At 74.7% G+C, this 13,968-nt stretch carries 11 protein-coding genes; 1 reads left to right on the forward strand and 10 read right to left on the reverse strand.

Annotated features, from left to right (window positions below):
- Positions 1 to 163 precede the first annotated feature (163 nt).
- The 10 genes from murC to mraZ all read right to left on the reverse strand — a co-directional run bounded on the left by murC (position 164) and on the right by mraZ (position 12,714).
- Complete coding sequence (gene murC / locus CHB94_RS04055; protein ID WP_089335307.1) at positions 164 to 1,612, reverse strand: UDP-N-acetylmuramate--L-alanine ligase; 1,449 nt, start codon at positions 1,610 to 1,612, stop codon at positions 164 to 166.
- Complete coding sequence (gene murG / locus CHB94_RS04060) at positions 1,609 to 2,742, reverse strand: undecaprenyldiphospho-muramoylpentapeptide beta-N-acetylglucosaminyltransferase (protein ID WP_089335308.1); 1,134 nt, start codon at positions 2,740 to 2,742, stop codon at positions 1,609 to 1,611. Before murG ends, murC begins: the two co-directional genes overlap by 4 nt.
- Positions 2,739 to 4,289 carry a putative lipid II flippase FtsW gene (gene ftsW / locus CHB94_RS04065; RefSeq protein ID WP_303395978.1) on the reverse strand — a complete coding sequence of 517 codons (1,551 nt, stop codon included), beginning with the start codon at positions 4,287 to 4,289 and terminating at the stop codon, positions 2,739 to 2,741. The genes murG and ftsW overlap by 4 nt, the downstream gene beginning before the upstream one ends.
- 124 nt (positions 4,290 to 4,413) lie before the next feature.
- Positions 4,414 to 5,493, reverse strand: coding sequence for a phospho-N-acetylmuramoyl-pentapeptide-transferase (gene mraY / locus CHB94_RS04070; RefSeq protein ID WP_089335309.1), 1,080 nt, complete (start codon positions 5,491 to 5,493; stop codon positions 4,414 to 4,416).
- Entirely contained in the window at positions 5,490 to 6,884 is a 1,395-nt protein-coding gene (locus CHB94_RS04075; RefSeq protein WP_089335310.1) for a UDP-N-acetylmuramoyl-tripeptide--D-alanyl-D-alanine ligase, read from the reverse strand. Before CHB94_RS04075 ends, mraY begins: the two co-directional genes overlap by 4 nt.
- Entirely contained in the window at positions 6,881 to 8,455 is a 1,575-nt protein-coding gene (locus CHB94_RS04080; RefSeq protein WP_089335311.1) for a UDP-N-acetylmuramoyl-L-alanyl-D-glutamate--2,6-diaminopimelate ligase, read from the reverse strand. Before CHB94_RS04080 ends, CHB94_RS04075 begins: the two co-directional genes overlap by 4 nt.
- A 126-nt stretch (positions 8,456 to 8,581) precedes the next feature.
- Positions 8,582 to 10,363, reverse strand: a complete 1,782-nt coding sequence (locus CHB94_RS04085; protein WP_254920384.1) for a peptidoglycan D,D-transpeptidase FtsI family protein — start codon at positions 10,361 to 10,363, stop codon at positions 8,582 to 8,584.
- A gap of 3 nt (positions 10,364 to 10,366) precedes the next feature.
- Positions 10,367 to 10,870 carry a cell division protein FtsL gene (ftsL, locus tag CHB94_RS04090; RefSeq protein ID WP_089335312.1) on the reverse strand — a complete coding sequence of 168 codons (504 nt, stop codon included), beginning with the start codon at positions 10,868 to 10,870 and terminating at the stop codon, positions 10,367 to 10,369.
- Entirely contained in the window at positions 10,867 to 11,862 is a 996-nt protein-coding gene (gene rsmH / locus CHB94_RS04095) for a 16S rRNA (cytosine(1402)-N(4))-methyltransferase RsmH (RefSeq protein WP_089335313.1), read from the reverse strand. The genes ftsL and rsmH overlap by 4 nt, the downstream gene beginning before the upstream one ends.
- 417 nt (positions 11,863 to 12,279) lie before the next feature.
- Positions 12,280 to 12,714, reverse strand: coding sequence for a division/cell wall cluster transcriptional repressor MraZ (gene mraZ / locus CHB94_RS04100; protein WP_089335314.1), 435 nt, complete (start codon positions 12,712 to 12,714; stop codon positions 12,280 to 12,282).
- A gap of 267 nt (positions 12,715 to 12,981) precedes the next feature.
- On the opposite strand from mraZ, the gene CHB94_RS04105 reads away from it, so the two are divergent.
- Positions 12,982 to 13,965, forward strand: a complete 984-nt coding sequence (locus tag CHB94_RS04105; RefSeq protein ID WP_089335315.1) for an AAA family ATPase — start codon at positions 12,982 to 12,984, stop codon at positions 13,963 to 13,965.
- Positions 13,966 to 13,968 lie beyond the last annotated feature (3 nt).

Consider the following 13,968-nt stretch of genomic DNA (forward strand, 5'->3'; position numbering starts at 1 on the left):
CGGCCGCTCCGCCGGGCCAGCGGGGTGACCGCCGCGGACGGGTGCCTCGTGCTCCCCCGGCGCTGGTTCCCGTGGCGCTCGGGCCCCCGGCGGTCGGCACTGCGGCCCCCGGCCCTCCGCTGGGGACCGCCACTGCGGTCCCGCGTGGTCGTGCCGGACCGGCTCACCGGTCCGCGCCCGCCGGATCTCCGCCGGTTCCCGCCCGCAGGGCCGCGAGCACCTCCGGACCGACCATGGAGACGTCTCCGGCCCCCATGGTCATCACCAGGTCGCCCGGCCGGGCCCGCGCGGCCAGAGCGGGGGCGGTCGCCGACCAGGAGGGCTCGAACAGCACGCGGCCGGGCGGCAGCGGGACGGCGTCGGCCACCATCGCACCGGTGACGCCGGGGACCGGGTCCTCCCGGGCGCCGTACACGTCCATCACCACGACGTCGTCGGCGAGGCCGAGGGCCTGCCCGAAGCCCTCCGCGAACTCCTGGGTCCGGCTGTAGAGATGGGGCTGGAAGGCGACGACCAGCCGCCCCTCCCCCGCGACGGCACGGGCGGCCTTCAGCTGCGCGGTGACCTCGGTCGGGTGATGGGCGTAGTCGTCGTACACGCGCACCCCGCCGGCGACGCCCTTCAGCTCGAACCGTCTGTGCACACCGCCGAAGCGGGCCAGGCCCTCGATGAGGTCGGCCGCGGGCAGCCCCAGCTCGAGACCGGTCAGCAGCGCGGCGGCACTGTTGAGCGCCATGTGCTCCCCCGGCACCTGGATCCGCACCCGCCCCAGCTCGACGCCGTCGAGGGTCGCCGTGTAGCTGGTCGCGTCCTGGCCCACCTCGAGCCCGGACAGCCGCAGGTCGGCGTCGGCAGCACGGCCGTAGGTGCGCAGGCGAGCCGTGCAGGACACCGTGCGCAGCCGCGCGGCGCCCGGGTCGTCGGCGCACACCACGACGAACCCGGCCGGGTCGACGGTCTGGAGGAACCGGTCGAACGAGTCCTCGACGGCCGCCAGGTCGCCGTAGTTGTCGAGGTGATCGGCCTCGACGTTGGTCACGATCGCGCTGAAGGGGGCCAGGAGCAGGAAGGACCGGTCGCTCTCGTCCGCCTCGGCGACGAAGACGTCGCCCTCCCCCGCGTGCGCATTGCTGCCCGATTCGTTGAGGTCACCGCCGATCGCGAACGACGGGTCGACCCCGCACGCCTGGACGGCGACGGTCAGCATCGAGGTGGTCGAGGTCTTCCCGTGCGTACCGGCCACGGCCACGCTGCGCCGGCCCGCCATGACCGCCGCCAGGGCCACGGCCCGGGGCAGCACCCGCAGCCCGAGCTGCCGGGCGACCGCCAGCTCGGGATTGTCCGGTCGGATCGCGGTGGAGACGACCACGGTGTCGGCCCCGTCCAGGTTCGCCGGGTCGTGGCCGACGGCCACCTGCGCGCCGAGCGCCCGCAGCGCAAGCAGGGTCGGCGTGTCGCGTCGATCGCTTCCCGAGACGCGGACACCGCGGGCGAGCAGGATCCGCGCGATGCCGCTCATCCCGGCTCCACCGATGCCCACGAAGTGCACCGCACCCAGCTCCTCGAGCGTCGGCACGGGATCGGTCCAGGCAGCGACGTCGGCCGCGCTCATCGCTGCCCCCCGGACTCGGTCCGCGCCTCGGCGGCCGGCGCGCCCACCTCGAGCACGATGTCGGCCAGCCGGTCGTCGGCGTCGGGCACCCCGGCGGCCGCGGCGTGCCGGGCGTACCCGGACAGCGCCGCGGGGTCGGTCAGCACCGGCACGAGGTGCTCGGTGATCCAGTCCGCGTCCAGGTCCGCGTCCTCGACGAGCAGTCCGCCGCCGGCCTCGACCACCGGCAGCGCGTTGCGGCGCTGCTCACCGTTGCCGATGGGCAGGGGCACGAAGGCCGCGGGCAGTCCGACGGCGGAGAGCTCGGCCACGGTCACCGCGCCGGCCCGGCAGAGGGCGAGATCGGCAGCGGCGTAGGCGAGGTCCATGCGTTCCAGATAATCGACGACCACGTAGGGGGCACTACCCGGGGGGCGACCGGGGACGGTCACCTCGGTGTTCTTGGGGCCGCGGGCGTGCAACACCTGGATCCCGGCGGCGGTGAGCGCATCAGCGGCGGCGACCCCGGCCCGGTTCAGCGTCTGGGCGCCCTGCGAGCCGCCGAACACCAGCAGCGTGGGACGGTCGGCGTCCAGCCCGAACTCGGCCCGGGCCTCGACCCGCCGCGCCGCGCGGTCCAGCGAGCTGATGGCGGTGCGCAGGGGCATCCCCACGTGCTCGCCGCGGTACAGCGGCGTCCCCGGCGCGGTGACGGCCACCCGGGCGGCCAGCCGGGCACCGACGCGGTTGGCCAGGCCGGGCAGGGCGTTCTGCTCGTGGACGACGATCGGCACGCCCGACCTGCGGGCCGCCAGATACGCCGGCAGGGCGACGTATCCGCCGAAGCCGACGACGACGTCGGCGGACACCTCGTCCAGGAGGGCGCGGGTGTCCGCGACCGCCCGCCGGACCCGGCCGGGGACCCGGAGCAGGTCGACGGTCGGCTTCCGCGGCAGGGGCACCGGCGGGATCAGCCGGAGGTCGTAGCCGCGGGCCGGAACCAGCCGGGTCTCCATGCCGCGGGCGGTGCCCAGACAGGTGATCCGGAGGTCGCCGTCCCTGCGGCGGAGGGCGTCGGCGAGAGCGAGCATCGGCTCGATGTGCCCGCCCGTGCCACCGCCGGCCAGGACGACGCTGCGGGTCCGGCTCATCGGGCACCCCCGGGCCGCCGGGGCGCTCCTGCGGGGGGCTGGCGACGCCCGCCACCCCGGGCACCGTTCGCGGCGGGGCGGCGGTCCCGAGGCGGCACGACACGCTCGCGGAGCGGCTGGGCCTCGGCAGGTGGAGCCGTCCGCAGTGCGGCCCCCCGGCGCGCGTCGGGCCGGGACGGCGCGGCCCGGGTGCGGAGCAGGGTCCGGCCACCGCCGCCCGGCGATGGCACCGGAGCGCGGTCCTCCGGCCGGCGGCGCGGCCGCACCGGGTCGACCGCCGCTGCGGGCACGGGCAGGAGGAGCCGGGCGATCCGGCCGCGGGTCTGGGCGCGCTGCGCCTCGATGGCGGCGGGCTCGGACCGGGCGAAGCGGGCCAGCAGGCCGACGATGAAGAGCGTGAGGATGAGGGACGTGCCACCCGCGGAGATCAGCGGCAGCGTCACCCCGGTCACCGGCAGCAGCCCGACCACGTAGCCCATGTTCATGGCGGCCTGACCGACCAGCCACACGGTGATGCCGACGCTGGCGAGCTGCACGAACCGGTCGGCCGAGCGGCGGGCGATGCGGAACCCGGCCCAGGCCAGCACGCCGTAGAGGGCGACCACGACCAGGCAGCCGAGGAAGCCGAGCTCCTCGCCGATGATCGCGAAGATGAAGTCGGACTCCGCCTCCGGGAGGAGGTTCCACTTCATGGCGCTGTTGCCCAGCCCCACACCCCAGAAGCCGCCGGTGGCCAGCGCGTACATGCCACGGATGGCCTGGAAGCCGCCGTCGGTGGGGTCGGCGAACGGGTCGAGGAACGACGTGATGCGGGACATGCGCTCGGGCGACACCGTCACCACGGCGGCGAGCCCTGCAGCGCCACCGGCGATGGCCCAGCCGAACCAGCGCAGCGGCATCCCGCCGGCCCAGAGCAGTCCGACCAGCACCAGCCCGAGGCTCACGACGCCGCCGAAGTCCGGTTCCGCGATGATCAGCAGCGACAGGATCCCGAAGACCGGCACCACCGGGACGAGCAGCGACGACGTGGTCAGGTAGCGCTCGCGCAGGGCGAGGACGTGCGCGCCCCAGAGCGCGAACACGAGCTTGGCGATCTCCGAGGGCTGCAGCAGGGCGAAGCCCAGGTCGAACCACTGCCGTGCCCCGTTGAGCTTCACACCGATACCGGGCACCAGGACCAGGAGCAGCATCGCTGCGACCACGATCAGCGCGACCGGCGACCACCGCCGGATCAGCCCGGTCGGCAGTCGCAGGGCCACCAGCATCGCGACGACGCCCAGCCCTGCCCAGATCAGCTGCTGCACACCTGGGGCCCACGCGGGCTGGTCCTCCAGCGCAGCCTCGATCGAGGAGGCGGAGAAGACCATGACCAGACCGATGGCCAGGAGCAGCCCGGCCGAGCCGAGGACGAGGTGGCTGCTGGTCATCGGGCCGTCCAGCCAGGCAGGCCCCTGGAAGCGCGAGGGGCGCTCGTGGCGGGTCGGCGTGGCGCGCTCGCGGGCGGAGCGCTCAGCGCCCGACGTCCGCGGCCGGGTGCTGGCGGTCATCGGAGGCCGCCCCGCTCGTCCGCGCTCATGACCCCATCGTCGCTGCTGGGCCGCCCCGCCAGGCCGATCCCCGGTGCGTGTCGCGCGAGGAGGACCGACGGCCTGCCGGTGGGTGACGCGTCGCTCACAGCCCGACGATGTTCAGCCAGTCGGCGTAGAACAGCCCGATGCCGAAAGCGACGGCCATCGCCGTCACCAGCCAGAACCGCACGATGACGGTGTTCTCCGTCCAGCCCGCGAGCTCGAAGTGGTGATGCAGCGGCGCCATCCGGAAGACCCGCCTGCGGGTCGCCCGGAAGAAGGCGACCTGGATGACCACCGACAGCGTGACCGCGACGAACAGCCCACCCAGCACGATCAGCAGCAGCTCGGTACGCGTCACGATGGCCAGGCCCGACAGCAGGCCACCCAGGGCCAGGGAGCCGGTGTCACCCATGAAGATCCGGGCCGGACTGGTGTTCCACCACAGGAAGCCGAGGCAGGCGCCCAGGCCGGCGGCCGCGACGAGGGTGACGTCCAGCGGGTCGCGGACGGTGTAGCAGCCGTCGATGAGCTCGTTGGCGCAGTCGTGGGTGAACTGCCAGAAGGAGATGAAGACGTAGGAGGCGAACACCATGGCCGAGGAGCCCGCCGCCAGGCCGTCCAGACCGTCGGTGAGGTTCACCGCGTTGGAGAAGCCGGCGATGAACAGGTAGGCCAGGATCACGAAGGCGATCGAGCCCAGCGCGAACGGGGCGATGTCCCGGACATAGGAGACGACGGTGGACGCCGGCGTCACGCCGTCGCTGTTGGGGAAGTTGATGGCGAGCACCGCGAAGGAGACGCCCACCAGCAGCTGGCCGACGAGCTTGGCGGTCTTGTTGAGCCCGAGGCTGCGACGGTGACGGATCTTGAGGTAGTCGTCCAGGAAGCCGACGGTGCCCATGCCCACCATGAGGAAGATCAGCATCAGCCCGCTGGCGGTGAACCCCCAGTTGTCCCGACCGCCCAGGAACAGGTGCGCGGCCACGTAGCCACCGACGGTCGCACCGACGATCACCGTGCCGCCCATGGTGGGCGTGCCCTTCTTCGACAGGTGGCTCTCCGGCCCGTCGTCCCGGATCTCCTGCCCCAGCCCCTGCCGGCGGAAGGCACGGATGGCCAGCGGGGTGAGCAGGATGGAGATGATCAGGCTGAACCCGGACGCGATCAGGACCGACCTCATGCGCCGGCCCCCGTGGTCAGGAGGTCGGCGGCGAGCAGTTCCAGCCCATAGGAGCGGCTGGCCTTGACCAGGACGACGTCCCCGGGACGGAGCACCTCCGACAGCAGCTCGCGGGCAGCGGCCCGGTCCGGCACGTGCACCGACTCCTCTCCTGCGCGACGCCCTGCGGCGGCGGCGCCCTCGGCTATGCCTACCGCATCGGCTCCCACGGCCACGATCAGGTCCACGCCCGCGGCGACCGCGTCGCGGCCCAGCCGCTCGTGCTCGGCCGGCGCGTCCGCACCCAGCTCACCCATCCCACCGAGGACGGCGATCCGGCGCTCGCCGGGCAGCCCGGCGAGCGCGGCGAGCGCCGCCCGCATCGACTCCGGGTTGGCGTTGTAGGCGTCGTTGACGACGGTCACCCCGTCGGCGCGGCGGTCGACCTCCATCCGCCAGCGGCTGCGCGGAGCGGCCGCGGAGAGAGCCGCCGCGATCTCCGCGGGCGGCATGCCCACCGCGAGCGCGGCCCCGGCGGCCGACAGCGCGTTGGCGACCTGGTGCTCGCCGACCACCTGCAGTGCCACCGGGTGCTCCTCGCCCGCCACGACCAGCGTGAAGCGGGGGCGGGCCGAGTCGTCGAGCGTGACGGCGGTGGCCCGGACGTCGGCGTCCGTCCCCCGGCCGGTGGTCAGGACGGCCGCGTCCGTGCGGGGTGCCATCCCGAGGACCCGGGGGTCGTCGGCGTTGAGGACGGCGGTCCCGTCCTCGGGCAGCGCCTCGACGAGTTCTCCCTTGGCCGTCGCGATGCCCTCGGGGCTGCCGAACTCGCCCAGGTGTGCCGAGCCGACGTTGAGCACCACCCCGACCTGCGGGCGGGCGATGCGGCACAGGCGGGCGATGTGCCCCGGGCCGCGGGACCCCATCTCCAGCACCAGGAAGCGGGTGTCCTCGTCGGCGTCGAGGACGGTGAGCGGCAGACCGATGTCGTTGTTGTACGAGCCCGGCGGGCTGACGGTGGGCCCGGCGGCGGCGAGCACCTGGCCCAGCAGGTCCTTGGTGGAAGTCTTGCCGGACGAGCCGGTGATCCCCAGCGTCCGCAGTCCCCCGGCGGCCAGCCGGGCGTGCACCCCGGCGGCCAGCCGACCCAGTGCGGCGACCGGGTCCTCGACGACGACCGTCGGCAGCGCGTCGTCGGGGCGGGTGCTCAGCGCGGCCACGGCACCGGCGGCCGCGGCCGCGGCCAGGAAGTCGTGGCCGTCGACCCGCTCCCCCGCGACCGCGACGAACAGGTCGCCGGGCGCCACCGTGCGGGAGTCGAGCGTGACCTTCCCGGTGACGCGGGCACCGTCGGGTCGGGTCAGCACGCCACCGGACAGCTCGGCCACCTCGGCCAGCGACAGCGGGATCATGCGGTCCCCAGCGCCGCGAGCACCTCGCGCAGGACGTCCCGGTCGTCGAAGGGATGCACGATGCCGGCGACCTCCTGGCCCGTCTCGTGCCCCTTCCCGGCGACGAGCAGCGTGTCCCCGGGGCCGGCCAGGGCGACGGCGGCGGCGAGCGCGTCGCGACGGCCGGCGACCTCGTGCACCTCGGCGCGGCGTTCCGCGGGGACGTCCCGGGCCCCGGCGAGCATCGCGGCGCGGATGACCGCCGGGTCCTCCGAGCGTGGGTTGTCGTCGGTCACCACGAGGATGTCGCTGGCCTCGGCGGCGGCGGCACCCATCGCGGGCCGCTTGCCCGGGTCACGCTCGCCCCCGCAGCCCAGGACGGTGATCAGCCGGCCCTCCGTCGCCCCGCGCAGGGCGGTGAGGGCCGTGGTGACGGCATCGGGCGTGTGGGCGTAGTCGACGACGGCGACGAACGGCTGGCCGGCCTCGACGGGCTCCATGCGGCCGGGGACGACGGTCGCGGCGATGCCGGCCAGCGCCGTCTCCACGGGCACGCCGACGGCGTCGAGGAGGGCGACGGCCAGAACGGCGTTGGCCACGTTGAAGCGCCCGGGCAGCCGTAGCCGCCCCGGCCAGGTACGCCCGCCGGGGCCGGAGAGCGTGAAGGTCGAGCCACCGTCGGGCGCGGTCGCCACGTCGGTCGCGCTCCAGTCGGCCGGGCCGGTGATCGACACGGTCCCGGCATCCGGCCGCAGTCCGGCCAGCCGGCGACCGGCCTCGTCGTCGACGTCGACGACCTCCGCCGCGGCCCGGCCGTCGAAGAGCATCGCCTTGGCCCGGAAGTACTCCTCGAGGTCGCCGTGGAAGTCCAGGTGGTCCCGGCCGAGGTTGGTGAACCCGGCGGCGGCGAACCGCACGCCGCCGACCCGGCCCAGCACCAGCGCGTGGCTGGACACCTCCATGACGACGGCGGAGACCCCCGACCCGGCCATGGTCGCCAGGAGCGCGTGCAGGGCGGGCGCCTCGGGGGTGGTCCGGACGCTGGGGAAGGCGGTCTCGGTGGGTGCGCCGTCGGCGGCCCGGCCACGTGTCCGGGTCTGCACGGTGCCGATGAGCCCGGTCCCCAGGCCCGCGGCGGCGAGGCCGGCCTCGACGAGGTAGGCCGTCGTCGTCTTGCCGTTCGTGCCGGTGATGCCGATGACGCGGAGCGCGCGGCTGGGCTCGCCGTAGACGCGGTCGGCGACGAGGCCGAGCACCGCTCGGGGGTCGTCCACGACGCACACCGGCAGGCCGGCGGTCGCAGCCGTCTCCCGGCCCGTCGGGTCGGTGAGAACGGCCACCGCGCCGCGACGAGCCGCGTCGGCGGCGAATCGGGCGCCGTGGGTCCTGGCGCCCGGCAGGGCGGCGTAGAGGTCACCGGACCGCACCTCGCCCGACGCGAGCGTCACGCCGGAGATCACCGGGTCGCCGGCTTCGCAGCCGGAGACGGGAGCGCCGACGAGATCGGTGAGGTCGGCCAGCGTCAGGGGACCGGTCAGCGGCCGGTCCCCCACGGGCCGGGGCACAGACCCGGCATCGGTCGTCGGGGTCACGGGGCTCCAATCTACCGGCGCGCACCCGCCGGACTGCGCACCTCGTCGGGGCAGCCCGCCGCGGGCAGGGGTGGGCTGGCCCCGGCCGCCGTTCTGGCGGGCCGGGGTGGGTTCAGGGGACTGTGGTCAGGGGGTGCCGGTGAGCACGAAGTCGGGCCGGGCCGTCCCGGAGGGGACGACGCCGTCAGCGGTCAGCGCGTAGCGGAGGATGTCGGCGAAGACCGGCGCGGCCACCTGGCCGCCCTCGGCCGAGCTCGAGGGGCGCTCGAGGTCGACGGCGACGACGTACTGCGGGTCGTCGGCGGGCGCGAAGCCGACGAACGTGGTCACGTAGCCGCCACCCGCGTAGCAGTTGCACTCGGGATTGGCCCGCTGGGCGGTGCCGGTCTTCCCGGCCACCCGGAAGCCCTCGATCTGGCCCAGCGGCGCCGTGCCGCCCGGCCCCACGACCGCCTCGAGCATGTAGGCCATCTCGTGGGCGGTGGCCTCGCTGATCACCCGGGTGGCCTCGGGGGCCGGCGTCTCGGTGACCCGACCGTCGGGCCCGGTCACCGACTCGACGATGCGCGGGGGGATCCGCACGCCGTCGTTCGCGATCGCCTGGTAGATCGCGGCCATCTGCAGGGTCGTGACCGACACGCCCTGACCGATCGCGACGTTGGCCGCCCGGATGCCGCTCCAGTCCTCAGAGTCCTGCAGGATGCCGGCGCTCTCACCGGGCAGCTCGATCCCGGTGGTCTCGCCGACACCGAAGGCCCGCAGGTACCGCTCGAGCTTCTCGTCGCCGACCTCGCGGGCGAGCATGATCGTGCCGACGTTGCTGGACTTGGCGAGGATGCCGGTGACCGTCCAGTCGATCGGCTCGTGGTCGTGGGCGTCGGTGACGACGCGGTCGCCGGCCCGGATGTGGCCGTCGACGGTCAGGACGTCGTCCGGCTCCGCGACACCTTCCTCCAGTGCGGCCGACAGCGTCACGGCCTTCATCACCGAACCGGGCTCGAACACGTCGGACACCAACGGGTTGCCGAGCAGGTCGGGATCCGTCGTGGAGTACTTGCCGGGGTCGTAACCCGGGCACGAGCCCATCGCGACCACCTGGCCGGTCCGGACGTCCAGCACGACCGCGGAGGCCTGGGTCGTGGCGCCGTCCGCGCAGGCCTGGCCGAGCCGCTGCTCGGTGACGTACTGCAGGTCCTGGTCGAGGGTCAGGGTGACGGAGTCGCCGTCCGTGGCGGGGGTGGACTCGTCGATGCCCGACGGGATGGGGTGGCCGCCGCTGCCGACCTCCACCCGCCGCTGGCCGGGCCGACCGGCGAGCTCCTCCTCGAAGGTCCGCTCGATCCCGGCGAGTCCCTCGCCCTCCCGGCCCACGAATCCGACGACCTGGCCGCCGACGGCGCCGGCCGGGTAGAGCCGGACCGGGTCGTCCTCGAACAGGATCCCCGGCAGCTCCAGCGCGTCGATCGCGTCGGTGGTCTCCGGTGAGACCTGGGTGGCGAGGACGACGTAGCGGCTGTCCTTGGACAGTCGCTCGGTCAGCTCGGGCACCGGGACGTCCAGCAGCGTCGTCAGCGCCAGGGCGGTCCGTTCCGGATCGCGGACGACCTGGGGGTCGGCCACCACCCGGAAGGCGTCGACGGTGTAGGCGAGGGGGTTGCCGTCCCGGTCGAGGACGGCCCCGCGCAGCGCCGCGATGGGATAGGTGCGCAGCCGGTCCTGCTCCGCAGCGTTGGCGTAGGCCGCGCCGTCGACCCCCTGGAGCACCGCCAGCTTGCCGACCACGAGCACCAGCAGGCTGATCATGAAGATCAGGCCCCACCGGTTGCGCATCCCGCGCTGGTCCATCGACAGGCCCACGCCGCTGCGCCGGCTGCCGGGGACGCGACGGGAGGTGAAGGCGTTCGGCACGAGTCAGTTCCCGTCCCCGGGAGTGGGAGCCTCCGCGGGGGCCGGGGTGCCGCGCAGGATCGAGCCGCCGTCGGGGTCGATCACGAGGTAGGCGGCCGGTCCGGCGGGGACCATCCCGGCCGCGACCGCCGCCCGGGCGATCTCGGCGGGCGCGCCACCACTGACGACCTGCTGCTCCAGCCGCTGGACCTCCTGGGCGCGCGCGGCGTTGTCGGCCCGCAGCTCGGTGGCCTTGAGCGAGTCGACGGCGATTCCCGTGTTGAGGACCAGCAGACCCAGCGTGGTGCCGATCAGCATCGCGACGACCAGCAGCACGAAGGGCGCACGGGGGTGCCACAGCGCCCGGGGCGCCCGTCGGCCGGGCCGGACGGCGGCCGGGCCCGGCACGAGGCGCAGCTCCGGGCGCGGGGTGGCGCGGGAACCGGTGCGCCGGCTCGGCGTCGCGGCCCGGACGGTCGAGGAGGTCCGGACCGACGGTGGGGTGACGCGGGCGGTGGCGCGGGTCATGCGGCTCTCCGGATGCGCTCGGCGGCACGGACCCGCGCGGACGCCGCCCGGGGGTTGGCGGCGAGCTCCTCGTCGGTGGCTGCCTCGCCCCCCCGCGTCAGGAGGCGCAGCACGGGGCCGAGCTCGGGCACCGGCATGGGGAACTCCGGTGGGGTCCGGTCGACGGCGTCGGCGGCCAGCGTCTGCTTGACGATCCGGTCCTCGAGGGAGTGGAAGGTGATGACGACGATCCGCCCGCCGACGGCGAGGGCATCGACCGCCGCGGGCAGTGCCCGGTTCAGGACGCCGAGCTCGTCGTTGACCTCGATGCGCAGCGCCTGGAAGGTCCGCTTCGCGGGGTGGCCGCCGGTGCGGCGGGTGGCCGCCGGGATGGCCTCGCGGACGAGCTCGGCCAGCCGGCCGGTGCTGGTGAAGGGCTCGCGGGCCCGTTCCCGGTCGATCGCCGCGGCGATGCGGGTGGCGAAGCGCTCCTCGCCGTACACGCGGAGGACGCGGGCGAGTTCCTTGGGCGAGTAGGTGTTCACGACGTCGGCAGCGGTCCGTGCGGCTCCCGGGTCCATCCGCATGTCCAGCGGCGCGTCGGCCGAGTAGCTGAAACCCCGGTCGGGCCGGTCCAGTTGCAGCGAGGAGACGCCGAGGTCGAACAGCACTCCCTGCACCTCCTGGATGCCGAGGCGGCTGAGCACGTCGGGCAGCTCGTCGAAGACGGCGGGCACCAGGGTGGCCCGCTCGCTGTGCCCGGCGGCCTCGATCCGGCGGGCGGCCTCCGCGCGCGCCTCGGGGTCGCGGTCCAGGCCGACGAGCCGGAGTCCGGGATGGGCGTCGAGCATCGCCAGCGCGTGGCCGGCCAGCCCGAGGGTGGCGTCGACGAGGACGGCGCCGTCGGCGGCGCAGGCGGGGCCGAGGAGTTCGAGGACGCGCTCGAGCAGGACGGGCACGTGCACCGGAGGCCGCAGTGGGCCCTGCGCCGCGGCAGATCCCGTGCTGCTCATCGTCGACTGCCTCTCGAAGGGGTCCGGGGTTGCTTCCCGGAATGGTGCCGCGCCGGGGAGCCCGGGGGTGGGACGCGCGGGCTCCGGTGGAGCGGGGTGGGGCGAGTGGAGCGGAGTGGGGCGAGTGGAGCGGAGTGGGGCGGGTGGAGCGGGGTGGGGCGCCGGGGGCGGCTGGCGGTCAGCGCCGTGGATGGGAGCCCGCCCCCCGCGGGGGCCGCCTGGCGTCGGGGAAGAGCGTCAGGTGACGTCCCGCGGGGGCGGGGTGGTCCGCCCACCCGCTGCGGAGTCCTCTCGAGGACGGCGGGACCGAGCCGCGGGGAAGGCGGCTGGGGCCCGGACCGGTCGAGCCGCGGGGAAGGCGGCTCGAACGGGATGTCCTCGATGACCCGGTCGTTGCGGGTGGAGGCGTTCCCGGGATCACGACAGCGTCGGCATCCCCTCGCTCTCCATGTCGGCGTAGGCGGCCTCGAGTTCGGCCACGTAGGCCTCCCAGTTGGCGGCGTCCCAGATCTCGAAGCGGGTGTCCACGCCGACGACGACGACGTCGCGGTCCAGCCCGGCGTACTCCCGGAGGCTCGCGGGGATGGTGATGCGGCCGGTCTTGTCCGGCTCGATCTCGACCATCGAGCCGAAGCTCATGCGGGCGGCCATGCGTGCCCGCGCGGTGTCGGAGGGCGCCATCGCGGCCATCGCAGCGCTCTGCTCGGCGACCCGGGCCATGGTGAGGCCGTAGATGCAGCGCTCCTGGCCCTTCTTGATCACCATGCCGTCGGCCACCTGGTCGCGGAAGCGGACGGGGAGGGCGAGCCGGCCCTTCTCGTCGAGCCGCAACGGATAGCTGCCGACGAACACCGGATCACCCCCTGCATCGGTCCTCCCGTGGCCCTGCGGAGACCCCGGACGGTCCCTGCCTCCCCACCGGGCGACACAGTAACCCACCAGCCCCCACTGGACACCACTCCACACCGTGTCGTGACCAGCCGCCCCCACCGCTGCCCTCAGTGCGTCGGCGGCGGAACCGCGCAGGTCACCGGCGAGGTCCGCGCCGCCCGCCGCGCGCCGGGGCCAGGCCGGGGCGAGCCCGGTTCCAGAACGGTTTCCGCCACGTACGGTGGAGAGGTGACGGAGGCGACACGCACCGCCGACGGAGCGGCCGGTCCCTCGGTCGACGTCGCCGCGGTCGGCGCGGGGATCGCGGCCAACGTCGGCCGGGTCGTGCAGGGCAAGGACGACGTCGTGCGGCTGGCGCTGGTGGTGCTGCTCGCCGAGGGTCACCTGCTGATCGAGGACGTGCCCGGCGTCGGGAAGACGACCCTGGCCAAGGCGCTGGCGTCCTCCGTCGACGCGACGGTCCGGCGCATCCAGTTCACACCCGACCTGCTGCCGAGCGACGTCACCGGGGTGGCGGTCTACGACCAGGAGACCCGGGCGTTCGAGTTCAAGCCCGGCGCGATCTTCGCCAACATCGTGGTGGCGGACGAGATCAACCGCGCCTCCCCGAAGACGCAGTCGGCCCTCCTGGAGTGCATGGAGGAGCGTCAGGTCACCGTGGACGGCGTCAGCTACGAGCTGGCCCGTCCGTTCCTGGTGATGGCGACGCAGAACCCGCTGGAGATGGAGGGCACCTATCCCCTGCCCGAGGCCCAGCGCGACCGGTTCACCGCGCGGGTCTCCATGGGTTACCCCGGCCGCGACGCCGAGCTGGCGATGCTCGACGAGCGGTCGACCGCCGACCCGCTGGCCACACTGCCCCCCGTCGCCGACGCGGCCACCGTGCGCGACCTCGTCCAGGCGGTCGGCGGCCTCTACGTCTCCGAGGCGGTGCGGCGCTACGTGGTGGGCCTGGTCGAGGCGACGCGTCGGTCCCCGCACCTGCGACTGGGTGCCTCGCCGCGCGCCGGGCTGCAGCTCCTGCGGGCGGCCCGGGCCTCGGCCGCCCTGTCCGGCCGGGACCACGTGCTCCCCGACGACGTCCAACTGCTCGCCGGCCCGGTGCTGGCCCACCGCCTGCTGCTGACCGCCGAGGCCTCCCTGGGCCGGCGCAGCGCCGAGCGGGTCGTCACCGAACTGCTGTCCACCGTGCCGGTACCGCGCGGGCGCTGAGCT

Origin of the sequence: Blastococcus mobilis, assembly GCF_900188025.1 — a bacterium.
GTDB lineage: Bacteria > Actinomycetota > Actinomycetes > Mycobacteriales > Geodermatophilaceae > Blastococcus_B > Blastococcus_B mobilis.

What these genes read in the sequence shown, in the direction of transcription:
- murC (WP_089335307.1), bottom strand. Translation starts at nt 1,612, where the DNA reads ATGAGCGCGGCCGACGTCGCTGCCTGGACCGATCCCGTGCCGACGCTC.
- murG (WP_089335308.1), bottom strand. Translation starts at nt 2,742, where the DNA reads ATGAGCCGGACCCGCAGCGTCGTCCTGGCCGGCGGTGGCACGGGCGGG.
- ftsW (WP_303395978.1), bottom strand. Translation starts at nt 4,289, where the DNA reads ATGACCGCCAGCACCCGGCCGCGGACGTCGGGCGCTGAGCGCTCCGCC.
- mraY (WP_089335309.1), bottom strand. Translation starts at nt 5,493, where the DNA reads ATGAGGTCGGTCCTGATCGCGTCCGGGTTCAGCCTGATCATCTCCATC.
- CHB94_RS04075 (WP_089335310.1), bottom strand. Translation starts at nt 6,884, where the DNA reads ATGATCCCGCTGTCGCTGGCCGAGGTGGCCGAGCTGTCCGGTGGCGTG.
- ftsL (WP_089335312.1), bottom strand. Translation starts at nt 10,870, where the DNA reads ATGACCCGCGCCACCGCCCGCGTCACCCCACCGTCGGTCCGGACCTCC.
- rsmH (WP_089335313.1), bottom strand. Translation starts at nt 11,862, where the DNA reads ATGAGCAGCACGGGATCTGCCGCGGCGCAGGGCCCACTGCGGCCTCCG.